This window comes from Streptomyces sp. NPDC048441, assembly GCF_043200235.1.
In the GTDB taxonomy this organism is placed as follows: Bacteria; Actinomycetota; Actinomycetes; order Streptomycetales; family Streptomycetaceae; genus Streptomyces.
Genome location: NZ_JBICXM010000001.1, coordinates 858966 through 881369, shown reverse-complemented (window position 1 = coordinate 881369; position 22404 = coordinate 858966). Strand labels below are relative to the sequence as shown.

Sequence of the window (22404 nt, the reverse complement as noted above, 5' to 3'; positions counted from 1 at the left end):
CCCCAGAGGACGCCCATGAGGGAGAAGAGGAACCAGCCGCGTGCAGTCATGCGGGCAGTTTCAGGCCGTTCGACGCCCGCCGTCTTGAACGCTGTTGCGGTACGCCGCCGGGGTCACCCCTAGTACCCGGCGGAACCAGCGCGTCAGATGCGCCTGGTCGGCGAAGCCCACCAGGGAGGCTGTCTCCGCCGGTCGCAACCCCGCCTCCAGGAGCGCGCGGGCCCGGGTCACGCGGTGCTGGGCGAGCCACGCATAGGGCGGCATCCCCGTCGACGTACGGAAAGCGCGCAGGAGTTGGTAGCGGGACAGGCCGAGGGGCGCGGCGAGTTCGGCGAGGGAGGGTGGGGCCAGGAGCTCATCCGCCAGGCGGTCGCGTACCGCGCGGGCGATGCGGTCGGCGCCGGGCACCGTGTCGCACAGGAGCCGGGCGCCGCCGTGCCTGCGGGCGAGGGTGGTGAGCAGCCAGGGGAGGCGTGACTCGGCCTCCAACGGTTCGGGGCTGATGCTGAGTTCGGTGTGTGCCGTGCGCAGGGCCGCCGCGAGCTCGGGGTCGTTCAGGACCGGGTCGCGGAAGTGCGGGGCGGTGACGGTGCCCTCTGCGAGGAGGTGGGGCGCCGGGTACATCGCCCTGTACGCGTAGCCACCTTGGCGGCCGGGGCCACCCGTGTGCACTTCGCCGGGCGCGAGTACGACGATGGTTCCCGGGCCCACGTCGAGGCGGCCGCCCCGGTAGTCGATGATCTCGGAGCCGCCGACACAGACGCCGACGGTGAACTCCTCGTGGTAGTGCGGGGCGTAGCGGTGCCGGTCGAAGCGGGCGGTGAGGAGGTCGAGGGGCGGCGCGCACGGTTCGATGCGGGCGCGGGTCCAGACCGCGTGCTCTCGACCGCCCTGCGGTACCGCGTGCTCACGGCCTCCGTGCACAGTCCCGCCATCCATGCCGCTCCCCCTCGTCGCCGTCCTCAGGGGTGCAACGCCCGCGTGCCCCTCTTCCATGCCGTCGCCAGGTCCGCGTCGTCGGGAAACCGGCCGTGGATCTCCAGGATGACCATGCCGTGCGCGAAGGCCCAGGCTGCGCGGGCCAGGTCGATGTCGTTGTCGCAGGCCCGCATGAGGGGGGCGGCGGCCCGGTCCTCCAGGCCCGGCGGGAGGGCGTGGCGCGGGAGGGGGCGTTCGGTGGCGAGGCGGTAGAGGTGGGGGTGGGCGAGGGCGTAGGCGCGATAGGCGTCGGTCAGGGCCTGGAGCGAGCCGGGGTGCTCGGCCTCGGCCGCCTCGCAGGCTTCCGCCGATTCGGCGAGCATGTGCGCGATCAGCTCGACCTCCACCGCCGTCTTGTCGGGGAAGTGCTTGTAGAGGGACGGGGCCTTGATACCGAGCCGGTCGGCCAGGGAGCGCATCGTGAGCTTCTCGGCACCCGACTCCTCCAGGAGTTCGCGCGCCGCCGAGACGATCTCCCGCGCGCGGGGGGTGAGGCGCGACCCTCCGGGCGCGGCCCGCTGCTCCCGTCGCTGGTCAGCCACGCTGGAAGCCTTCCTTCGTACGCAGTCCATAGCCGAAGGCACGATCGTACGAGATGTGGGCGAGCCAGCCGCACAGGGCGGCGAAGGCGGGGGCCCATACGACCGGCGTGAAGGGGTAGAGAGCCACGAGGGCGAGGGGGACCAGGGCACGGTGGGCCGTGTTGTAGAACGGCACGGCGCGGGGCGGGAGTTGCCCCTTGGCCATGCGGGGCGCGTCACTGACCCCGACCAGGAAGGTCAGATCGGGGGCGATGAAGAAGGCGAAGGCCAGAACGCCCGCGAGCCAGCCGTGATTGACGGCTTCGAGCACGGCGAAGACCGACCAGAAGAGCGCGTTCGCCAGCCAGGCGACGCGGCGGGCGACGGTGAGCGCGCCGCCGGTCGTGGCCGGGGCGGTGACGTTCTCGGGGTGCGTTGCCGTGGCGCTCATGGGGTCCTCCTCGAAAGCGGCTGGCTAACCCTGTTAGCCAGAACGCTATGGCTAACACCGTTAGCCGTCAAGGGGTGCGCCGCGAGGAGAAGGCACCCGGAGCGTCCCCGGAAGAACTCCAGAAGGCCCAGCGCCCGCTTGACCTTGCCGCAGCGTCAACGTTTCTACTGGCCTCATGAGCGGGAGCATGAGCGGGAGTGCTCGACCTGCCTGTCGGCGCGCAGACCTCCCTCACGCTGGAACTGACGGCGCCCGTCACGGCGGTCGGGTTCCTCGGAAAGCGCCGCCCTGTGACGACGGTACGACTGCATGCCGACGATCCCGAGAGGTTCCTCACCACCCTCAAGCGGGCGCGAACTGGACCTTCGCCGTCCCCGGCTCCGCCTGCGTGAGTCGCACCCTCAGCCGTTCCCCCAGCGGCAGTTCACCCGGACCGCCCTCGATGCGGGCGACGATCGCGGGGTCGGTCAACTGGACCGTCCCGGCGGCCGGTTCACGTCCCTCCTGAACGTCCACCACCACCGCGTCGAAGAACTCACCGACGCGGTCCTTGAGCAGTGCGGCCTCGACGATGTCCACGCACTCGCGCTCCACGGTGTTGGCGCGCCGCGTGCCGTCCGCCATCTCCTTGGGCAGCTCGGGCAGCGCGGCGAGCACCCAGTCCGGGGGCTCGGCCCCGGCGACCGCAGCCAGACAGAGCTCGGCGGCGTACCGGTCGACGAGGCGGCGCAGCGGGGCCGTGCAGTGGGCGTAGGGGGCGGCGACGGCGGCGTGCGTGGTGAGGTCGGGGACGTCGCCGCCGCTGAACGCGGTGTAGCCCGCGCCGCGCAGCAGGGTGGTGCACTCCTGGAGGAACGCGGCGTGATGCGGCTGGTGCGGGTCGAGGGAACGGACCAGCTGGGCGTACGGGACGTGGTGCGGCCAGTCGATCTCCAGGGCCTTCGCGGTACGCCGGAGCCGGCCGACCGCGCCGTCCGGGGCGGTGGGCAGGGTGCGCAGGATGCCGGTGCCCGACTGGATCATCAGTTCGGCTGCGGCCATTCCGGTGAGGAGGGAGATCTGGGCGTTCCACCCGTCGGCGGGGAGCGGGGCGCGGAAGTCGAGTTCGTACGCGCCGTTCCGCTCGACGATCTCCTGTTCGGGGACGTTGAGGGAGATGCCTCCCCGCTCCACCTCCAGCTGCTCGCGGAGCCGCCCGATGTCGGCGAGCAGGGCCAGGGACTCCTCGGCGGTGCCGCCGTCGATGGCCTGCTGCACCCCGTCGTAGTCGAGCTTCGCGCGGCTGCGTACGAGGGCACGGCGTACGTCGGTGGAGATGGCCCGCCCGTCGCCGTCGAGGTCGATCGTCCACAGGACGGCAGGGCAGTCCTGCCCCGGAAGGAGACTGGCCGCGCCCTCGCTCAGCGAGGTGGGGTGCAGCGGCACCTTCTCGTCGGGGAAGTAGAGGGTGGTGACACGGCGGTGGGCTTCGGTGTCGAGCGGCGCGCCCGGCGTGACGTACGCGGCGACGTCCGCGATGGCGTACCTCACCCGGAATCCACCACCGCCCCGGCCGTCCCTCCGGTCCCGCCGGGAGAGGTGCATCGCCTGGTCGAGGTCGACGGAGGTGGGCGGGTCGATGGTGAAGAAGGGGATGTCGGTCGCGTCGTACGAGGGGAGGCGAGGAGCGGCGACGGCCTGCTCGGCATCAGCGAGAACGTTCCCGGGAAAGGCGTCAGGAACATCCAGCTTCACACGCAGCTCACGCAGCACGCCCCGCAACGGAGCCTCGGCTGCGCCGGTCACACGGAGATGGCGGCGGGGCATGGGTCGAGCGTAGGCCGGGCGGGGCAGGGCGGCACGGCGAGGACGGGGGACCCAACCGCCGGGTGACCGGCAACGCCCCCGCGGCGATTACCCTGGCCCCGGGGCCGCCGCACCCCCCTCCCGTCACCTCCGAAGGAGACCCATGCTCGTCCTGCTGCCGCCCTCCGAAGGCAAGGCCCCCTCCGGCCGCGGCGCCCCCTTGAAACTGGAGTCGCTCTCGCTCCCGGCGCTCGCCCCCGCGCGGCAGGCAGTCCTCGATGAGCTGGTCGACCTCTGTGTGGCGGACGAGGAGAAGGCCCGCGGCGTACTCGGCCTGAGTGAGGGCCTGCGCGGCGAGGTCGCGAAGAACACCGAGCTCCGCACGGCCGGCGCCCGCCCCGCCGGGGAGATCTACACCGGCGTCCTCTACGACGCCCTCGACCTCGCCACCCTGGACGCCCCCGCCAAGCGCCGCGCGGCCCGCTCGCTGCTCGTCTTCTCCGGCCTCTGGGGCGCCGTCGGCATCACCGACCGCATCCCCTCCTACCGCTGCTCGATGGGCGTGAAGCTGCCCGGCATCGGCGCTCTGGGCGCCCACTGGCGTACGCCGATGGCCTCGGCGCTGCCCGAGGCCGCGGGCGACGGACTCGTACTGGACCTGCGTTCGTCGGCGTACACGGCAGCCTGGAAACCGAAGGGCGAGGTCGCGGACCGGACCGCGACGGTACGGGTGCTGCACTCACAGCTGGTCGACGGAGTCGAGAAGCGTTCCGTCGTCTCACACTTCAACAAGGCGACCAAGGGCCGGATCGTACGGTCCCTGCTGGCCACCGGCACCCAGCCGAAGAACCCGGCCGAACTGGTCGAGGCGCTGCGGGACCTCGGCCACGTGGTGGAGGAGCAGGCGCCCGCGAAAGCGGGCAAGGCATGGGCGCTGGACGTGGTGGTCCGGGAGATCCACTGACGGACTCCCTCGTCGCGTTGCAACATGCGCAACACCCTTTGCGTATGCTGCGTACGCCAGGGCAGGATGCACCTATGACTACCCCCGCCTCCGTGCTCGATCTCGCCCCCGTCGTCCCCGTGGTCGTCGTGGAGGACATCGCCGACGCCGTGCCGCTGGCGCGTGCGCTGGTCGCGGGCGGGCTGCCCGCGATCGAGGTGACGCTGCGGACGCCCGCCGCGCTCGACGCGATCCGGGCGATCGCGGCGGAGGTGCCGGACGCGGTGGTCGGCGCGGGCACCGTCATCTCGCCCCAGAACGTCGCGGACTCCGTCGACGCCGGGGCCCGCTTCCTGGTCAGTCCGGGCTGGACCGACACGCTGCTCGACGCGATGAAGGCGTCGGGAGTGCCGTTCCTGCCGGGTGTCTCGACGACGTCCGAGGTCGTGGCGCTGCTCGAGCGCGGCGTGTACGAGATGAAGTTCTTCCCGGCGGAGGCGGCCGGTGGGACCGCCTACCTCAAGTCGCTCGGCGGACCGCTGCCGCAGGCCCGCTTCTGCCCGACGGGCGGGATCGGCCTCACATCGGCGCCGTCGTATCTCGCACTGAAGAACGTCGGCTGTGTGGGCGGCAGTTGGATGCTTCCCGCGGATGCGATCTCAGCGAAGGACTGGCCCCGGATCGAGTCCCTGGCCCGCGAAGCCGCAGGCCTGCGCTGACCCCGCCCTGCGCTGCGGGTACGTCGTGGCTGGTCGCGCAGTTCCCCGCGCCCCTTCGGGGCCCGGAGCCTCAGCGCAGGTGCGACGTGTCGTTCAGGAGCCGCACCGACGCGTTCCCGTCCCCGTAATATGCCACCGCCGACACCGAAGCCGCCGAAAGCTCCATCCGGAACAGCGACTCCGGCGGCGCCCCAAGCGCCAACCGCACCAGCGTCTTGATCGGCGTGACATGCGTGACAAGCAGCACCGTGCGGCCCGCGTACTCGGCGACGAGCCGGTCCCGTGCCGCCGACACCCTGCGGGCCACGGCGGTGAAGGACTCGCCGCCGGGTGGCGCGGCCCTGGGCGAGGCCAGCCAGGCGTTCAGCTCCTCCGGCTGACGCTCCCGCACCTCGCCGAACGTGAGGCCCTCCCAGGCGCCGAAGTCCGTCTCGCACAGCCCTTCTTCGATGCGTACGTCGAGTCCGAGCCGGACGGCCACGGCCTGTGCCGTCTCTTGGCAGCGCTTGAGCGGTGAGGAGACGATCGCCTGGATCGTGCCCCGCGCGGCGAACGCCGCAGCCGCGCGCTCGGCCTGCTCCCGGCCCACGTCGGAGAGGGACGGGTCGGACCCGCCGCTCCCGGAGAACCGCTTCTGGGGGGTCAGCGCGGTCTCGCCGTGCCGCAGCAGTACGAAGGTCGCGGGGGCGCCCAGGTCGGCGGGAGCGGCCCAGCCGACGGGCGGGGCCTGCGCGGCCACGTTGCCCGCGGCACGGACGTCCGCCCCCGGCCCGCCGGAAACGGCCCTCGCGTCCAGCTCCGCCGTCGAGTCGGACGGCGACCTTCCCCAAGCTCTCAACTCCGTTCGAGCAGGGGAGACCCCATCCTTGCCCCGCTTGCCCGCGTCCATCGCCTCGTTGGCGAGACGGTCCGCGTGCTTGTTCTTCTCGCGCGGGATCCACTCGTACGTCACCTGGGACGACGGGAGGATCCGCGCGGCCTCGGCGGCGAGCGGCTTCATGTCCGGGTGCTTGATCTTCCAGCGGCCCGACATCTGCTCGACGACGAGCTTGGAGTCCATGCGGACGTGCACCGAGGCGGTCGGGTCGAGTTCGTACGCAGCCTTGAGTCCCGCCACGAGCCCCTTGTACTCGGCGACGTTGTTCGTCGCGACGCCGATGTACTCCGCGGCTTCCCGCAGCGTCTCCCCCGTGGTCGCGTCGATGACGACCGAGCCATAGCCCGCGGGCCCCGGGTTGCCCCGTGACCCACCGTCGGCCTCGACGATGAACTCCCGCACGGCCACTGTCCCTTACAGACCCGACTCGGACGTACGGACCAGGATGCGGCGGCAGTTCTCGCACCGCAGGACCGTGTCCGGGGACGCCGCCTTCACCTCGTTGACCTCGGTGATGTTCAGCTCCAGGCGGCAGCCCTCGCAGCGCCGCTGGTAGAGCTTGGCCGCGCCGACGCCGCCCTGCTGGACGCGCAGCTTGTCGTAGAGCTTGAGCAGGTCGGCCGGGACCGAACCCGCCACGACCTCGCGCTCCTTGGAGGCGGTGGCGGTCTCGCCGTCGATCTCCTCGGAGGCCGCGTCACGCCGGGCCGTCGCGTCGTCGATCTTCGACTGGACCGAGGAGACACGTTCCGTCAGCTCGGAGACCCGCTCCTGGGCGGCCTCGCGGCGCTCCATGACCTCGAGGACGACGTCCTCCAGGTCACCCTGGCGCTTGGCGAGCGAGGTGATCTCATGCTGGAGGTTCTCCAGGTCCTTGGGCGAGGTGACGGCGCCCGAGTCGAGGCGCTGCTGGTCGCGGGCGGCGCGCTGGCGCACCTGGTCGACGTCCTGCTCCGCCTTGGTCTGCTCGCGGGCGCAGTCGCTCTCCTCGGTCGTCGAGGCGACGAGCAGGTCGCGCAGCTGCGCGAGGTCCTTGTTCAGCGACTCGATCTCGGCGTGCTCGGGCAGGGACTTCTTCTTGTGCGCCAGCTGCTGGAGGCGTACGTCGAAGGCCTGGATGTCGAGGAGTCGGATCTGGTCGGCGGGCGCGGCGTTCAGTTGGGGGCTCCAGGTGTGTCGTTGGCAGAGGCCGCGTGGGCGGTCCAAGGGTCGGTGACCGTCTTCGAGACGTGGACGCGAAGTCCCCATCCGTGACGGTCGGAGATCTCATCGAGCTGCGCCGCGGCCAGTTCGCACCACGGCCACTCGGTGGCCCAGTGCGCGGCGTCGAGCAGCGCGAGCGGGGTCTGCGCACGGGCCTCCGACACCGGGTGGTGGCGCAGGTCCGCGGTGAGGAAAGCGTCCACGCCGGACGCGCGTACGTCGTCGAAGAGGCTGTCGCCGGAGCCGCCGCTGACCGCGATGGTGCGGATCGGCTGCTCGGGATCGCCCGCGACGCGGATGCCCTGCGCGGTGGCGGGCAGACGCTCGGCCGCGCGCGCGGCGAGCTCTCGAAGCGTGAGGGGGTGTTCGAGCTCGCAGATCCGCCCGAGGCCACGGCGGCCGTGCTCGTCGGCCGGGTCCGGTACGAGGGGGCGCAGGACCCGGAGGTCGAGCGCGCCCGCGAGGGCGTCGGAGACGCCGGGGTCGGCGCGGTCCGCGTTGGTGTGCGCCACGTGCAGCGCGACGTCGTTCTTGATCAGGTCGTGGACGACGCGGCCCTTGAAGGTTCCGGCCGAGACCGTCGTCGTACCGCGCAGATAGAGCGGGTGGTGCGTGACCAGGAGCTGGGCGCCCAGCTTCACCGCTTCGTCGACGATGTCCTGGACGGGGTCGACGGCGAAGAGGACGCGGGAGACCTCCGCTTCGGGGTCGCCGCAGACCGTGCCGACCGCGTCCCAGCTCTCGGCCAGTTCGGCGGGCCACAGGGCGTCGAGGGCGGCGATGACTTCAGACAGACGGGGCACAGAGGAAAGGCTACCTGTCCTCCGTGCCCCACTGGCCATGGCTTACGTACTGCTACCAGCCGCCTACCAGCCGCGTACTACTTGACGAGGAAGCCCTTGAGGTCGTCGAGGACCGAGTTCGCCGCCGTCACACCGAGGCCCAGGTACCAGGTCTCGTCCGGGACGTCCTTGGCCTGACCGTCCTTCACCGCGCCGAGCTTCTTCCACAGGGGGTTCTTCTCGGCCTCGGAGCGGCCCGTCTTCTTCGCGTCGCCGTAGACACCGGTGAAGATCCAGTCGGCGTCGGCCTCGTCGATCTTCTCCGTGCTGATCTCCGTGGCGAGGTCGTTGACCTGCTGGTTCTTGGGGCGGGGCAGGCCGGTGTCGTCGAGGATCGTGCCGATGAAGGACGCCTTCGCGTAGAGGCGGACGCGGTCCGGCATGTAGCGGAGCATCGTGATGGTGGGCTTGTCGCCGCCGATGTCCCGGCCCAGGGCCTTCGCCTTCTTCTCGTACGCGCCGAGTTCCTGCTTCGCCTTGGCGGTCTTGTCGAGCGTGGCCGCGTTCAGGAGGTAGTTCTCCTTCCACGTGAAGCCGGGGCGGACGGAGAAGACGGTCGGGGCGATCTTGGCGAGCTGCGGGTAGAGCTTGGCGGCGCGCAGTTCGCTGCCCAGGATCAGGTCCGGCTTGAGGTTCGCGATGGCTTCCAGGTTGAGGGCGTTGATCGTGCCCACGTCCTTCGGATTCCCCGCGTCCTTCTTCAGGTAGCCGGGTATGCCGTCGTCGCCTTCGGTGGGGGCGTAGCCGACGGGCTTGACGCCGAGCGACACGACGTTGTCGAGTTCGCCGACGTCCAGGACCACGACCCGCTTGGGCTGCGTCTTGAGCTCGGTCTTGCCGCGGGCGTGCGTGATGGTGCGCGGGAACTCGCCGGGCTTCGCCGTGGTGCCCATCTTCGCGGTCTGCTCCGCGGCCTTGGTGAAGTCGTCGCCGCCCTGGGCGACCGCCTTGCTGCCGCTGCCGTTGTCGGACTTGCCGGAGCCGTCGCTGTCACCGGCGCCGCAGGCCGCGAGGGAGAGCGCGCCTGCCACGGCGAGGGCGATCGCGGCGGTGGCACGGTGGCGGCGGGGCTGTACGGGCCGTAGGGACGAGGAAGGCGGTGCCATCGGTGCTCCATGCTCCAGAAGGTGTGCTGCGTCGCTCCAGAAGGTGCCGCTTCCGCGGGATCGATCCTGCCGCTCCACAACCACTTAGGTTCGCCTTACTTTAAGCGTGGCCTCCCCACCCAGCACAACCACCCCCACCCCCTCAGGCGAATCGGTACATCGCCACCCTTCTGTGTGAAGCGGGCGGCCACAGGTGCCACGGCAGTGCGTGCGAAAACTAGCTTCGTGGCCCGGAGGTCCCCCCATGACAGCGCCCACGATCGAGTCCGAGCCCCTGACCGCGCCCCTGGCGCCGCCCACGCATTCCCCTGGCCCCACGCCGGCCCCAGTGATCACAGTCGACGGTTCGTACGCCGCCCGCCTCACGCACGACGGCGGTTCCTGGTTCCCCGAGCGCTGGACCCTCGACTCCCCCGAGCCGTACGCGGTGCCACTGCCCGGCAGCCAGCCCGAGGAGCCCGGCACCGAGGTGCTCCCGATGCCCGACGGACGCGTCCTCATCCACCGCGTGGTCGATGGACGGCACGCGTTCGCGCTCCTGTACCCGACGGGTCCCGAGACCGGCGAAGTGCCGCTAGGCGCCGTGGAGTGCGACGAGTCCCGGCTGACCCTGCTGCCGCCGTCACCGGACGGCGGCAGGGCGTACGCACTCGCGGTGGGCCCGGAGTCGACGGCCCTGTGGCTGGTGGCGGGCGGCTCATTCGGGCCCGAGCACGTCGCCGAGATCCCCGGGCGATGTTCGGGCGGGGTCTGGCTCGACGGAGAGGGCCGGTTGCTGGCCCTCGACCGGGAGCTCGACGGCCGGGTCAAGGCGGTCGCGGTCGACCTGGAGCGGGGCGGCGAGGTGTCGCCGTTCCTCCAGATCGCCGAGGAGAGCGACGACCGGCTGCTGCTCGCGGACGCCGACAGCGGGCTGCTCCTGATCCGCTCGGACGCACCGGGTCACGACCGGCTCGGCTGGGGGGTGTTGGGCGGTACGCGCCCGGTGCGTTTCCCCGAGTGCCTGCGCCTGCCCGACGTCGCGGCGACACCGTTCGCCATCCAGCCGGGCCAGACACTGATGCCGGAGAGCTGCGCGGTGGCGCTGCGGATCGACGGGGCGGCGGGCAGCTGGCTCGGCCTGTGGCGTCCCACCGAGCGTCGACTTCACCAACTGGCGGCGCCCGCAGGGTGGTTGGCCGGTTCGGGATGGTGGACGCGAGCGGGTGCACTCCACCTTCCGTACGCGACGGAGGCGGTGCCGTGTGGTGTCGCCGAGGCGGAATTCCCGGCTCCGGCAGCCGCGCCCGTGGTGGCTGCCGCCCGGCCTGTTCCCTTGCAGCAGGCGCCTCTCACCGGGCGCGAGGGCGTTGGTTAGACTCGCCCGGCTGTACCGAACGATCTTCTTTACCGTCTTACGGGGTGAGTGTGTTGATGAGGACCGAGATCAGTACGGATTCCGAGCGGAATCCCGAGCCGCGGGAGGCGGCGGGTACCTCCGGTGCGGGTAGGCATCGGGGGCCTGTGTCTGAGCGCGACGGGGGCGGGGCGCCGCGGGGCCGGCATCGCCGGCAGGGCGACAAGGGCTGACCTGCCTGGGGCTCCGCCCCAGACCCCGGTCCTCAATCGCCGGACGGCTGAAATCTTTCAACCGTCCGGCGATTGAGGACGCCCGGCGCAGCCGCCCGCGGCGGAGCCGCGACTGTCACAGCCGGGAAGGGGCGGAGTTGAGGACACATCAGTCCCGCTTCAGCCCCAGCACCTCCGCCGCCGCGAACGTCTCGTTCGCAGGCCGCCCCGCGTAATAGGGCGACAGGACCCCATCCAGCTCCTCGTACGTGAACACACCCTTCGCCGTATCGAACTTCGCCGCCACCTTGGGCCGCTCGACCACGGCGACCATGCCCCCATGGACCACGAGCAGCTGACCATTGATCCCGGCGGCTGCGGGCGACGCCAAATAGCCCACCAGCGGGGCCACATGCTCGGGAGCGAGCGCGTCGAGCTCCCCCGCGCCCGGCTCCTGGAAACCGGCGAAGACATCCTCCGTCATCCGCGTACGGGCACGCGGGCAGATGACGTTCGCCGTCACCCCGTACTTGCCGAGCGCCAACGCGCTCGACGTCGTCAGGCCGACGATGCCCCCCTTCGCCGCCGCATAGTTCGGCTGACCCGCCGACCCCGCGAGGAACGCCTCCGAGGACGTGTTGACGATCCGGCCGTACACCGGAGCCCCCGCCGCCTTGGACCGCTCACGCCAGTGCACCGAAGCGAAGTGGGTCGTATTGAAGTGGCCCTTGAGGTGGACGTGGATGACCGAGTCCCATTCGCCCTCGCTCATCGAGAAGATCATCCGGTCCCGCAGGATGCCCGCGTTGTTGACCAGGATGTCGAGCTTCCCGTACGTGTCGACCGCCGACTGGACGAGCCCGCGCGCCTGTTCGTGGTCCGCGACATCGCCGAGCTGCGCGACCGCCTGCCCGCCCGCCGCGCGGATCTCCGCGGCGACCTCCTCGGCAGGCGTCGCCGACGCCTCGCCCGAGCCGTCCCGGCCCGGCTGCCCGAAGTCGTTGACGACGACGCTCGCGCCGAGCCTGCCGAGTTCGAGGGCTTCCGCACGGCCCAGGCCCCGGCCCGCTCCCGTCACGATCGCGGCCAGGCCTTCGAGTGGCCGTGGCAATGGCTGTGGCAGCTGTGACATCAGGGATCAAGGTCCTCTCAGATCTCGATGCACGTACGCAGCGCGACGCCCGTACGCATCTGGTCAAGCGCTTCGTTGATCCCGGCGAGCGGCACCCGGTGGGTGATCAGGCTCTCCAGGTCGATACGGCCCGCGCGCCACAGCGCGATGGCCCGCTCGTAGGACTTCAGGACGTCGCCGCCGCCGTACATGGACGGCAGGATCTTCTTCTCGTCGAAGAACAGCTCGAACATGTTCAGCTGGAGGAAGTCGTCGAGAGCGCCCGCGCCGACGATGCACAGTGTCCCGCCGCGCCGCGTCGTCTCGTACGCGGTGCGGGCGGTGGCGGACTTGCCGACGACCTCGAAGACGTAGTCGAAGCCTTCCCCTGCCGTCACCCGCTGCTTGGCGTCCGCCAGCGCGTCCGGTGCGACCGCCTCCGTCGCGCCGAACTTCAGCGCGGCCTCGCGCCGCGACGCCACCGGGTCGACGGCGATGATCTGCGCCGCGCCCTTGAGCCGCGCGCCCTGGATCGCTGAGATGCCGACGCCGCCGCAGCCGATGACGGCGACCGATGAACCGGCGGCCACATCGGCGGTGTTGATGGCCGCGCCGAGCCCCGTCGTCACCCCGCAGCCGATCAGTGCCGCGATGTCGAAGGGCACGTCGTCCGGGATCGGCACGGCGCAGCCCGCGTCGACCACGACCTCCTCGGTGAAGGTTCCCGTACCCGCGAAGCCGAAGACATCGCCGCCGGGGCGCTTGAAGTTGGGGGTGCCCGCGTTCATGAACCCGGCGAGGCACAGCTGGCTCTGGCCGCGCTTGCACGCAGGACACTGGCCGCAGGCGGGCAGCCAGCACACCAGGACCCTGTCTCCCTCACTGATCCCGCTGACGCCGTCGCCGACGTCGATGATCTCGCCCGCGCCCTCGTGTCCTGGGATGAACGGCGCGGGCTGCGGCAGTACGCCGTTCATCGCGGATACGTCGGAGTGGCACAGGCCGGTGGCCCGCACCCGGATCTTCACCTTGCCGGGGCCGAAGCCCACCGCCTCGACGTCGTCGAGGACTTCGAGTTTGTCCTGGCCTATCTCGTGCAGTACGGCTGCGCGCATGGTGCGGCTCCTCTCGTACGAAACTCAGGCGTGTTCGACGGTCGTGTCGGCGAGGACCGGCGCGTCGTCCCGTTCGACCGCCGTCACCGACACCTGGACGCGGCCTTCGGACCGCCACATCCGGATCCGCAGGGTCTCCCCCGGGAAGACGACCCCGGTGAAGCGTGTGCTGTAGCTCCGCACCCGCGACACATCGCCGCCGAGCACCGTGTCGACGACGGCCTTGAGCGTCATCCCGTAGGTGCACAGGCCGTGCAGGATCGGGCGGTCGAAGCCCGCCAGCTTGGCGAACTCGGGGTCGGCGTGCAGGGGATTCCAGTCGCCGGAGAGCCGGTAGAGCAGCGCCTGCTCCTCGCGGACGGGGCGCTCGACGGTCATGTCGGGCTCGCCCTCGGGGGCCGGGAGGCGGGTGGAGGGGCCACGGTCGCCGCCGAATCCGCCTTCTCCGCGTACGAAGATCTGGGCGTCGTTCGTCCACAACGGGCCGTCCCCGTCCGCCACTTCGGTACGCAGGACGAGGATCGCGGCCTTGCCCTTGTCGTACACGGCGGCGACCTTGGAGGTGCTGACGGCCTCGCCCCTGACCGGGATCGGGCGGTGCAGCGTGACGGTCTGGCCGCCGTGCAGGACCGCGGCCAGGTCCACCTCGATGCCGGGTGACGAGAGCCCGCCGACGACGCCCATGCCCGCGCCCGCGACGGTCGCGAAGCTGGGCAGGACGTGCAGTCCGGACTCCAGGGTGTAGCGCAGCTCGTCGGGGTCGGTGGCGGGGACGCCGGCGCCGAGGCCCAGGTGGTAGAGCTGGATGTCCTTGTGATCCCAGGCGATCTCGGCCGACCTGGGCTCCGCGGCTACGGCTTTCGCGGCATCGATGGGCATGTGGCGGCAGCTCCTTGGCCGGAGATGAAGACCTCGGTGCGGCCGTCCGCACCGTCGGTCGCACCGAGGTCGCAACAGGGCCGGAAGGAGCCCGTTCTAGAACGCGTTCCAGTCCGGCGAACCCATGTATAGCCGAGCGTCCGGTAGTTGTGAAGACTCCTGACGTCACGTCAGATACGTGATCCGGGGGGCGGCAGTGGTTGCGGCAGTGACATTTGTACCGGCCAGGTCCGTACAAGCGGCATCTGCCGCCGCCCGTCCCCGGATTCGTAATGTCAGAGCCATGACGAAGACAGCGAAGACGGCGGGAAGCAAGCCCGGGACAAGGTCCGTGCCCCGCTCCCGCACAGAGCCTGCCGTGTCCTTCACCGGCGGTGTGATCAAGGCCTTCGGCCCGCTCCGCGCCGTCGACGGCATCGGCCTGGAGATCGGCCGCGGCGAGACCGTCGCCCTGCTCGGCCGCAACGGCGCGGGCAAGTCCACGACGATCTCCCTCCTGCTCGGCCTCGACGACCCCGACGCGGGCCGCGTCGAGCTCTTCGGCGGCCCGCCCGAGGACGCGGTGCGCGCCGGGCACGTGGGCGCCATGCTCCAGGAGGGCCGCCTCGTCCCGCGTGTCACGGTGCGCGAGCTCGTCTCCTTCGTGGCCGGGCGCTACCCGGCGCCGCTGCCCGTCGGCGAGGCCCTTGCGCTCGCCGGGATCGAGGAGCTTGCCGGGCGGCGCGTGGACAAGCTGTCCGGGGGTCAGACGCAGCGGGTGCGGTTCGCGGTGGCGCTCGCGGGGAACCCCTCGCTGATCGTCCTGGACGAGCCGACCGCCGCTCTCGACGTGGAGGCGCGCCAGGCCTTCTGGACGTCGATGCGCGCCTACGCACACCGCGGCCACACCGTCCTCTTCTCCACCCACTATCTGGAGGAGGCGGACCAGCACGCCGACCGGATCGTCGTCATGGACCACGGCCGGATCGTCGCCGACGGCAGCAGCGAGCAGGTCAAGCGCTCGGCGGGCGGCAACGTCGTCTCCTTCGACCTGGCCGGGCGCGGCACGGAGGATCTGACGCTGCTGCCCGGCGTGGTCTCCGCGGAGGTACGCGGGGACCGAGCCCTGCTGCGTACGGAGGACTCGGACGCGACCGTGATCGCGCTCGCGGAACGCGGTGCGATCCGGGGCCTGCGGGTCGCGGCGGCATCGCTGGACGACGCGTTCCTGGCCCTGACCGCCCCTCTCACTTCGGAGACCGCGTGATGTTCGACTACCTCAGGCTCGAAGTACGCAGAACGCTCCGCGACACCGGCTTCGTGATCGGCGGCATCGGCATCCCGGTCCTGATGTATCTGCTGTTCACCAACATCGGCGGTGGCTCGGACTACGACGACTGGAAGACGACGTCGATGATCGGCATGGCCGCGTACGGAACGGTGATCGCCGCCCTGAACACCGGAACCGGCGTGGCCGAGGACAAGACGATCGGCTGGCTCCGGCAGCTGCGCGTGACGCCGATGACGCCCCGCGAGGTCGTCGTGGGCCGGGCGCTGACCGGTTCGGTCACGGTGCTTCCGGCGATCGTGGCGGTGTTCGCCGCGGGCGGCCTGGTCAACGGCGTACGCCTGGAGGCGTGGCAGTGGGCGGCAGCGGCGGTGCTGCTCTGGCTCGGCTCGCTGCCCTTCACCCTGCTGGGGCTCGGCAACGGCTACCGGCTCACCGCGCAGACCACGGGCGTGGTGAACACGGCGTGCAATCTGGGCCTCGGGGTGCTCGGCGGCCTGTGGTTCCCCGTCGGCCTGTTCCCCGGCTGGCTGCGCACTCTGTCCGACTTCACCCCCACGCGCCGCTTCGCCGAGCTCGGCATGTCCGTGACGGACGGCGGCAGCCTCGGTCTCGGGACTGTCGCGGTGCTGACCGCCTGGCTGCTCGCGTTCGGTTCGTACGCTGTGACCTCGTACCGCCGGGCCGCGCGGACTGTATGACGGGCGCGACGAGGCGCCACGGCGCGACAGGAGAAGCAATGCCGGTGAAGAGCTTCTGGCAGAGGCGCACGCGCCATCTCGCCCACTGGAAGACCAGTGGCAGGGCGCAGTTGACCGAGATGCGGGCGAAGGAGAAGTCCGGCCGGAGCAGGCCCGAGGACCTGGGCCCGCCCAACGGTTTCGCGATGCTGCCCTGGCTCCTGATGGGCATGGGCTCCTTCTCCAACGTCCTTCAGGGCAAGACGGGGAATCCCTGGCTCGGCGGCCTCGGCCTGCTGGTCTTCAACTCCCTCTACATCAACGTGGTGTTCCGCGCCTTCAGCAAGAAGGCGCGGGAGGCGCGCGCCACCAAGTACGCGCTGCTCGCGCTGACCGCGGTCACCTTCGCCCTCGCCATCGGCTACGGCGGCAGCTGGTTGATGTTCTTCCCGCTGCTCGGCCTTGCCACCGGCTCGGTCCTTCGGGGTAAGCAGCTCGCTCCCGCGGGGATCGCCCTGAGCATCGCCGCGGCGGTGGTCGGCGGGCTGCGGGACGGCTGGGACGCGGCGGGCATCGCGTACGGGACGTTCCTCTCCACGATGGTGACGGCCGCGATCCTGGCCCTCTCCGAGACGGTCAAGGAACTCCGCACCACCCGCGAGGAGTTGGCCCGTACAGCCGTAGAAAGGGAACGCCTGCGCTTCTCCCGTGACCTGCACGACCTGCTCGGCCACACGCTCTCGGTGATCGTGGTCAAGGCGGAGGCCACGCGCCGCCTCGCTCCCCGCGATCTGGACGCGGCGCTCGGTCAGGTCGCCGACATCGAGTCCGTCGGCCGCCAGGCCCTGACCGAGATCCGCGAGGCCGTCACCGGCTACCGCGAGGGCAGCCTCGCCACCGAACTCGACCGGGCCCGCGATCTCCTGGACGCGGCGGGCATCGAGTCGTTCGTACGCCAGTCGGGGCCGCCCCTCGCCCCAGAGACGGCGGCGCTGTTCGGCTGGGTCGTCCGGGAGTCCGCCACGAATGTCGTACGGCACTCCAAGGCGACCCGCTGCGAGATCGAGGTGGCGGGCACAGCCGAACGGACCCGGCTCCTGATCACCGACGACGGCCGCGGCGTAGGTTCCGGATCACCCGGCAGCGGCTTGAAGGGCCTGACGGAACGTCTCGCGACGGCGGGCGGCTCCTTGGAGTCGGGCCCGGGGCCGCACGGCGGCTTCCGGGTCACGGCGGAACTCCCGGTCACGGAGCCAGGCCTCGACTCCGCCCTCACCCTGGAGGAGCACACCCCATGACGAGACGTGCTCCGGGGAACGAGCTATGCGCCGTCGCGGCTGTCGCGGCCGTCGCGCAGGGAATGGATCATGCTCTGCAGGATCCGGAACGCGCCTGACCGCTCAGTCTCGGTCATACCGGCCAGCATTCTGACCTCGACGGACCGGACCGCCACGGTCGCCGCCTCAAGGCTCCGTCGGCCGCGAGGCGTGAGCCGCGTGGGAAGAACCTTCCCGACGGGTGCCGCCGCGGGCCTGGTCACGTAGCCGTCTCTCTCCAGGGTCTGGAGCAGCACGTTCATCGACTGCCGTGTCACGAACGCGCCCCGCGCGAGTTCGGAGTTCGACAGGCCCGGCCGTTGAGCCAGCAGCTCAAGGCAGGAGTAGTGCGTCACGCTCATCCCGAGCGGCCGCAGCACCTCCTCCATGGCTACGCGGAGCGCGCTCGACGCCTCTTTCAGCAGGTAGCCCAGTGACGTCTCCAAGTCGACGCCCACACCGTTTTGACTCATGTCAGTATTCTGACATACCTTGGTTCGTGTCAGGAAGCTGACACGAACCAGGAGGAACATCATGCCCGCCACCGGCCCCGACTTCATCTCGCTCCAGGCGCGCGACCTCGCCGCTTCACAGGCGTTCTACGAGCAGTACCTCGGCCTCGTCCGCTCGCAGGCAGGACCTCCGCACGCCGTCGTCTTCGAGACGAAGCCGATCACGTTCGCCCTCCGCGACATCGTTCCCGGCACCGATCTCGCATCCGTCGCCCAGCCCGGCATCGGTGCCGCGATCTGGCTCCACGCCACGGACGCCCAGGCCATCCACGACGCCCTCGTCGCCGACGGCCACACCATCGTCTCGGCACCGATCGACGGCCCCTTCGGCCGGACATTCACCTTCGCCGACCCCGACGGTTACCAGGTCACTCTCCACGACCGCGCCTGATCGGCCACGCGCCACCGGACGAGGTTCCGCTTCGTAGCGGGCGTAAGACGGCACGGCAGAGCCCCACCGTGCCGGGCACGATGGGGCTGCCTTGAACTCTGCGGGTGGCCGACTTGTCAGACGGTTCCGAACTCTCCGGCCTTGACGCTCGCCACGAAGGAAGCGAACGGGCCGGCGGGGAAGTCCAGGACCGGACCGGACGGGTCCTTGGAATCACGGACGGGGACCACACCGCGCGTAGCGGCGAGGTTGGAGGCGACCTCGATGCAGTCGCCGCCGTCGCTGCTGTAGGAGGACGTGAACCACTGCGGATCTTCGGTCGTCACGGGGTGCCCTTTCGAATCTGCTCGATCATGGCCACTGACGCCGCTTGCGAGAGCGCTTCGGCCTGTAGCTGATGGTAGGCCGTCAGTATGGGCAGAACGAGCCCGGTATTCTGCGCCGCGCCACCTCAACAAGCCGCCAGCCATACGCTGTTCCCCGTGAACGAGATGCCGCAGGACCACCGCCCGGCCAAGTCTGTACGAGTCCTTCTCGCCGAGGATCAGGGCATGATGCGGGGCGCGCTCGCGCTGCTGCTCGGCATGGAGGAGGACATCGAGGTCGTCGCGCAGGTCGGCGCGGGCGACGAGATCGTGGACGCGGCGCTGATCTCCCGCCCCGACGTGGCACTGCTCGACATCGAACTGCCGGGCCGCAGCGGGCTCGACGCGGCGGCGGACCTGCGCGAGGAGTGCCCCGACTGCCGGGTCCTCATCCTCACGACCTTCGGGCGGCCCGGCTATCTGCGCCGGGCCATGGAGGCGGGCGCGGTGGGATTCCTGGTCAAGGACGGCCCGGTGGAAGACCTCGCGGAGGCGATCCGCCAGGCCCTGCGCGGCGAGACAGTCATCGACCCGGCCCTCGCCGCAGCCGCGTTGAGCGCGGGCCCGAGCCCGCTGACCGCCCGCGAGGCGGATGCCCTGCGGGCCTCCGTGGACGGGGCGACGGTCTCCGACATGGCGGAGAAGCTGCATCTGTCGGAGTCGACGGTGCGGAACTATCTCTCGGCGGCGATCGGGAAGACGGGGACACGGAACCGGATGGAGGCGGTGCGGGAGGCGAGGCAGCGGGGCTGGCTCTAGCGGGCGTCCCGCCTCCAGCAGAGTTCACGCCCGGGTTCTTCTCTCCCGGGGGTCCGCGCCCCGCCGCGAACGCCGGACGGGCTGAATTCATTCAGCCCGTCATGGGGGTCCCCCCTGCTCTTTAAGAGCTTGGGGGAGATTGAGGACATCTTGTCGGGGGTCCAGGGGGCGGAGCCCCCTGGTTTCGGGAAGGGGCGGGATTGGGGAAAAATCAGCGCCTGGCCCCCTCCCGCGGCATCCACACCAACAGCACCACAACCCCCACCAGCAAAATGCACCCGCTGGTCCGAAACGCCATCGCGTACCCCGCGGTCAGCGCCTCCGGACTGGTCGAACCCCCCATCCGCGAAGCGGAAACCGTCGAGAGGACCGCAAGCCCCAACGCACCCCCCATCGTCCGCGACGTATTGATGAGCCCCGAGACAAGCCCCGCATCCCCGGGATCAGCCCCGGAAGTACCCAGCGAGGCCAACGGCGTCGTGGCGAGCCCCGCGCCGAACATCATCACGATGCCGGGCAGCATGATCGAGGTGACGTACCCGCCGTCGGCGGTCATCATCGACTGCCAGCCGAAGCCGGCCGCCGCCACGACCATCCCGAGCACCGACACGTTCTTGGCGCCGAGCACCGGCATCAGCCGGGGCGCCAGCTTCGAGCCGAAGACGATCGTCAGCGAAGAGGGAATCAGGGCGAGGCCCGCCTTCAACGCCGAGTAGCCGAGGACGTTCTGGGCGTACAGCGTCATGAAGAACCACATGGCGAACATGCCGCCACCGCACACGAACATCGCCGCGTTCGCCGCCGAAACAGACCGCACCCGGAACAGCTTCAGCGGCATCAGAGGCACCTTCGTACGCGCCTCGACGAGGAGGAAGAGGCCGAGCAGGGCGAGCCCCGCGGCCAGCGGTACCAGGGTCGCCGCCGCGGTCCAGCCCTTCTCCTCGGTCTGCACGATCCCGTACGCCAGCGTGGCGAGCCCCGCCGTCACGAGCACCGCGCCCGGCACGTCGAGGCGGCGTGCCCCGCCCGCCCTGCTCTCGGTGAGCCAGGCCACGCCCGCGACGAAGACGAGAGCGCCGATCGGCACGTTGATCAGGAGCACCCAGCGCCAGGAGAGCAGGTCCGTGAGGACCCCGCCGACCAGACCGCCCGCGGCGCCGCCACCCGCGCCCACCGCGGCCCAGGTCCCGATGGCCCGTATCCGGGCGGGCCCCTCGGGCACCGCCGAGGTGAGGATCGTCAGGGTCGATGGGGCGAGGACCGCCGCGCCGAGCCCCTGCACGGCCCGCGCCACGAGCAGCTGCCACTCGGCCTGCGCGAGCCCGCCCGCGAGCGAGGCCACGGTGAAGAGCCCGAGTCCGACCAGGAACATCCGCTTCCGGCCGAAGAGGTCACCGGCCCGCCCGCCGAGCAGCATGAAGCCCGCGAAGGCGATCGAGTAGGCGTTGACCACCCATTGCAGTCCGACCGCGCTCATGCCCAGGTCGGAGCGCATGGACGGCAGGGCGGTGTTCACCACGGACACGTCGAGGACGACCAGGAACTGCCCGGCGCAGGCTGCGAGCAGTACCGCCCACATGGGGGCGGACTTCCGCGGGGTCTCGGCTATGTAAGTGGCGGGGGGCGTTTGGACCATGACAGCGATGCTCTCAAAAATCCGGTGCCCCCTGCATCGGGGTTTCGTCGGAGGGGGCCTACGCCGTGCGTCCTAGGACTCCGGGGACTCCGGGGACTCCGGGGACTCCGGGGACTCCGGGGACTCCGGGGACTCCGGGGACTCCGGGGGCTCCGGGGGCTCCGGGGGCTCCGGGGGCTCCGGGGGCACGTTCGCCCTGTCCCCCCTACCCCTTCCGCAACAGCGTCACCACCGCCGCACCCCCGAGCCCGATGTTGTGCGCGAGCCCCACCCTGGCCCCCGCCACCTGCCGTGCCGCCGCATCGCCCCTCAACTGCCAGGTGAGTTCCGCCACTTGGGCGATCCCGGTGGCGCCGAGCGGATGTCCCTTGGAGATCAGGCCGCCGGAGGGGTTCACCACCCAGCGCCCGCCGTATGTCGTCGCCCCGCTCTCCACCAGCTTCCCCGACTCCCCCGCGGCGCACATGCCGAGGGCCTCGTATGTCAGGAGCTCGTTGATGGAGAAGCAGTCGTGCAGCTCGACGACGTCGACGTCCTCGATGCCCAGGCCCGACTTCTCGTAGACCTCACGCGCCGCCGCCCTCGACATCGGCTGCCCCACGACGTCGATGCACGAGCCGGAGTCGAAGGACTCCCCCGTGTCCGTCGTCATCGCCTGCGCCGCGATCTCCACGGCACGCTCCTCAAGACCGTGCCGCTCCACGAACCGCTCCGACACCACCACCGCGGCCGCCGAACCGTCCGACGTCGGCGAGCACTGGAGCTTGGTGAGCGGGTGATGGATGGTCTTGGCGGCGAGGATCTCGTCGACTGTGTACGCGTCCTGGAACTGGGCGTACGGATTGTTCACCGAGTGCCGGTGGTTCTTCGCGCCCACCGCGGCGAGCTGCGCCTGCGTGGTGCCGTACTTCTCCATGTGCTCGCGCGCCGCGTTGCCGAAGATCTGGGCGGTGGGCGGGGTCATCTCGAAGCCGTGCCGTTCCGCCATCACGCCGTAGTGCCGGGCGACAGGAGATGTCTTGAAGTCCCCGCCGTCGCTCCCGCCCCCCAGCGCGCCGCGCGCCATCTTCTCGAAGCCCAGCGCGAGCACGCAGTCGTTGATGCCGCCCTCGACGAACTGCCGCGCCATCATCAGCGCGGTCGACGCCGTCGCGCAGTTGTTGTTCACGTTGTAGACGGGGACGCCGGTCAGGCCCAGTTCGTACGCGGCCCGCTGCCCGGCGGTCGAGGCCTGGAAGCAGTACCCGACCGGGACCTGCTCCACGTCCTCGTACGAGATCCCGGCGTCGTCGAGCGCTTTCGTCCCCGCCTCCTTCGCCATGTCCCAGTACTGCCAGTCCCGCGTCTCGGGCTTCTCGAACTTCGTCATTCCGACGCCGACTATGTACGCCTTCACTGTC

At 70.8% G+C, this 22404-nt stretch carries 23 protein-coding genes and 1 pseudogene; 8 read left to right on the top strand and 16 right to left on the bottom strand.

The genetic code is table 11. From position 1 onward, the window contains the following. Positions 1 to 60: 60 nt before the first annotated feature. The 4 genes from ACGFSB_RS03940 to ACGFSB_RS03925 all read right to left on the bottom strand — a co-directional run bounded on the left by ACGFSB_RS03940 (position 61) and on the right by ACGFSB_RS03925 (position 3756). Complete coding sequence (locus ACGFSB_RS03940; protein WP_393393543.1) at positions 61 to 939, bottom strand: AraC family transcriptional regulator; 879 nt, start codon at positions 937 to 939, stop codon at positions 61 to 63. A 23-nt stretch (positions 940 to 962) separates the two neighbouring features. Then, the gene (locus ACGFSB_RS03935; protein ID WP_393393540.1) at positions 963 to 1520 is read right to left on the bottom strand and encodes a TetR/AcrR family transcriptional regulator; all 558 of its coding nucleotides are present in this window, start codon (positions 1518 to 1520) and stop codon (positions 963 to 965) included. Next, on the bottom strand, positions 1513 to 1950 hold the full coding sequence (locus tag ACGFSB_RS03930) for a DUF4260 family protein (RefSeq protein WP_393393538.1): 438 nt from the start codon (positions 1948 to 1950) through the stop codon (positions 1513 to 1515). Before ACGFSB_RS03930 ends, ACGFSB_RS03935 begins: the two co-directional genes overlap by 8 nt. A gap of 342 nt (positions 1951 to 2292) precedes the next feature. Continuing rightward, positions 2293 to 3756 carry an RNB domain-containing ribonuclease gene (locus ACGFSB_RS03925; RefSeq protein WP_393393535.1) on the bottom strand — a complete coding sequence of 488 codons (1464 nt, stop codon included), beginning with the start codon at positions 3754 to 3756 and terminating at the stop codon, positions 2293 to 2295. A 142-nt stretch (positions 3757 to 3898) separates the two neighbouring features. On the opposite strand from ACGFSB_RS03925, the gene yaaA reads away from it, so the two are divergent. Beyond that, positions 3899 to 4699 (top strand): peroxide stress protein YaaA, encoded by an 801-nt coding sequence (yaaA, locus tag ACGFSB_RS03920; protein ID WP_393393532.1) that lies wholly within the window; start codon positions 3899 to 3901, stop codon positions 4697 to 4699. A gap of 74 nt (positions 4700 to 4773) precedes the next feature. Continuing rightward, entirely contained in the window at positions 4774 to 5397 is a 624-nt protein-coding gene (gene eda, locus ACGFSB_RS03915; RefSeq protein ID WP_393393529.1) for a bifunctional 4-hydroxy-2-oxoglutarate aldolase/2-dehydro-3-deoxy-phosphogluconate aldolase, read from the top strand. Positions 5398 to 5467: 70 nt separating this feature from the next. Here eda and ACGFSB_RS03910 read toward each other — a convergent pair whose 3' ends face one another. The 4 genes from ACGFSB_RS03910 to ACGFSB_RS03895 form a co-directional block, all read right to left on the bottom strand. Further along, complete coding sequence (locus tag ACGFSB_RS03910) at positions 5468 to 6676, bottom strand: bifunctional RNase H/acid phosphatase (protein ID WP_393393527.1); 1209 nt, start codon at positions 6674 to 6676, stop codon at positions 5468 to 5470. Positions 6677 to 6688: 12 nt separating this feature from the next. Continuing rightward, on the bottom strand, positions 6689 to 7432 hold the full coding sequence (locus tag ACGFSB_RS03905) for a zinc ribbon domain-containing protein (protein ID WP_393393847.1): 744 nt from the start codon (positions 7430 to 7432) through the stop codon (positions 6689 to 6691). After that, positions 7429 to 8280: a Nif3-like dinuclear metal center hexameric protein gene (locus ACGFSB_RS03900; RefSeq protein WP_393393524.1), complete on the bottom strand. Its 852-nt coding sequence runs from the start codon at positions 8278 to 8280 to the stop codon at positions 7429 to 7431. The genes ACGFSB_RS03905 and ACGFSB_RS03900 overlap by 4 nt, the downstream gene beginning before the upstream one ends. Before the next feature lie 77 nt (positions 8281 to 8357). Further along, positions 8358 to 9425, bottom strand: a complete 1068-nt coding sequence (locus ACGFSB_RS03895; RefSeq protein WP_393393521.1) for an ABC transporter substrate-binding protein — start codon at positions 9423 to 9425, stop codon at positions 8358 to 8360. A gap of 244 nt (positions 9426 to 9669) precedes the next feature. On the opposite strand from ACGFSB_RS03895, the gene ACGFSB_RS03890 reads away from it, so the two are divergent. Further along, positions 9670 to 10782, top strand: coding sequence for a hypothetical protein (locus ACGFSB_RS03890; protein WP_393393518.1), 1113 nt, complete (start codon positions 9670 to 9672; stop codon positions 10780 to 10782). Between the two features lie 360 nt (positions 10783 to 11142). On the opposite strand, the gene ACGFSB_RS03885 is transcribed toward ACGFSB_RS03890, so the two are convergent. From ACGFSB_RS03885 to ACGFSB_RS03875, 3 genes are read right to left on the bottom strand one after another with little or no spacing between them, the layout of a single operon-like run. Continuing rightward, a complete protein-coding gene (locus tag ACGFSB_RS03885) occupies positions 11143 to 12105 on the bottom strand; it encodes a 3-oxoacyl-ACP reductase (protein ID WP_393393515.1) in 963 nt (320 codons plus the stop codon). Between the two features lie 17 nt (positions 12106 to 12122). After that, positions 12123 to 13199: a Zn-dependent alcohol dehydrogenase gene (locus ACGFSB_RS03880; RefSeq protein WP_393393512.1), complete on the bottom strand. Its 1077-nt coding sequence runs from the start codon at positions 13197 to 13199 to the stop codon at positions 12123 to 12125. Between the two features lie 24 nt (positions 13200 to 13223). Then, positions 13224 to 14078: a MaoC/PaaZ C-terminal domain-containing protein gene (locus tag ACGFSB_RS03875; RefSeq protein ID WP_393393509.1), complete on the bottom strand. Its 855-nt coding sequence runs from the start codon at positions 14076 to 14078 to the stop codon at positions 13224 to 13226. Between the two features lie 358 nt (positions 14079 to 14436). On the opposite strand from ACGFSB_RS03875, the gene ACGFSB_RS03870 reads away from it, so the two are divergent. The 3 genes from ACGFSB_RS03870 to ACGFSB_RS03860 are packed head-to-tail and all read left to right on the top strand — an operon-like array spanning position 14437 to position 17323. Then, complete coding sequence (locus ACGFSB_RS03870; RefSeq protein WP_393393844.1) at positions 14437 to 15324, top strand: ATP-binding cassette domain-containing protein; 888 nt, start codon at positions 14437 to 14439, stop codon at positions 15322 to 15324. Continuing rightward, the gene (locus tag ACGFSB_RS03865; RefSeq protein ID WP_393393506.1) at positions 15324 to 16046 is read left to right on the top strand and encodes an ABC transporter permease; all 723 of its coding nucleotides are present in this window, start codon (positions 15324 to 15326) and stop codon (positions 16044 to 16046) included. Before ACGFSB_RS03870 ends, ACGFSB_RS03865 begins: the two co-directional genes overlap by 1 nt. 38 nt (positions 16047 to 16084) lie before the next feature. Beyond that, positions 16085 to 17323: a sensor histidine kinase gene (locus ACGFSB_RS03860; protein WP_393393504.1), complete on the top strand. Its 1239-nt coding sequence runs from the start codon at positions 16085 to 16087 to the stop codon at positions 17321 to 17323. A 23-nt stretch (positions 17324 to 17346) separates the two neighbouring features. Here ACGFSB_RS03860 and ACGFSB_RS03855 read toward each other — a convergent pair whose 3' ends face one another. Next, a complete protein-coding gene (locus tag ACGFSB_RS03855) occupies positions 17347 to 17814 on the bottom strand; it encodes a MarR family winged helix-turn-helix transcriptional regulator (protein WP_393393502.1) in 468 nt (155 codons plus the stop codon). Positions 17815 to 17875: 61 nt separating this feature from the next. Here ACGFSB_RS03855 and ACGFSB_RS03850 point away from each other — a divergent pair, with 61 nt between their 5' ends. Next, complete coding sequence (locus tag ACGFSB_RS03850; RefSeq protein WP_393393499.1) at positions 17876 to 18244, top strand: VOC family protein; 369 nt, start codon at positions 17876 to 17878, stop codon at positions 18242 to 18244. Between the two features lie 116 nt (positions 18245 to 18360). On the opposite strand, the gene ACGFSB_RS03845 is transcribed toward ACGFSB_RS03850, so the two are convergent. Both ACGFSB_RS03845 and ACGFSB_RS03840 read right to left on the bottom strand, forming a co-directional pair. Continuing rightward, positions 18361 to 18570 (bottom strand): DUF397 domain-containing protein, encoded by a 210-nt coding sequence (locus ACGFSB_RS03845; RefSeq protein ID WP_393393496.1) that lies wholly within the window; start codon positions 18568 to 18570, stop codon positions 18361 to 18363. Continuing rightward, a pseudogene (locus tag ACGFSB_RS03840) lies at positions 18567 to 18668 on the bottom strand (transcriptional regulator); the annotation flags it as partial. The pseudogene ACGFSB_RS03840 and the gene ACGFSB_RS03845, both read right to left, overlap by 4 nt. A gap of 67 nt (positions 18669 to 18735) precedes the next feature. Between ACGFSB_RS03840 and ACGFSB_RS03835 the strand changes: the two are divergent. After that, the gene (locus ACGFSB_RS03835; RefSeq protein ID WP_393393841.1) at positions 18736 to 19368 is read left to right on the top strand and encodes a response regulator; all 633 of its coding nucleotides are present in this window, start codon (positions 18736 to 18738) and stop codon (positions 19366 to 19368) included. Positions 19369 to 19579: 211 nt separating this feature from the next. Here the strand turns inward: ACGFSB_RS03835 and ACGFSB_RS03830 are convergent, their stop codons facing one another. Then, positions 19580 to 21004, bottom strand: a complete 1425-nt coding sequence (locus ACGFSB_RS03830) for an MFS transporter (RefSeq protein ID WP_393393494.1) — start codon at positions 21002 to 21004, stop codon at positions 19580 to 19582. A gap of 205 nt (positions 21005 to 21209) precedes the next feature. After that, positions 21210 to 22400 carry a lipid-transfer protein gene (locus ACGFSB_RS03825; protein WP_393393492.1) on the bottom strand — a complete coding sequence of 397 codons (1191 nt, stop codon included), beginning with the start codon at positions 22398 to 22400 and terminating at the stop codon, positions 21210 to 21212. Positions 22401 to 22404: the final 4 nt, after the last annotated feature.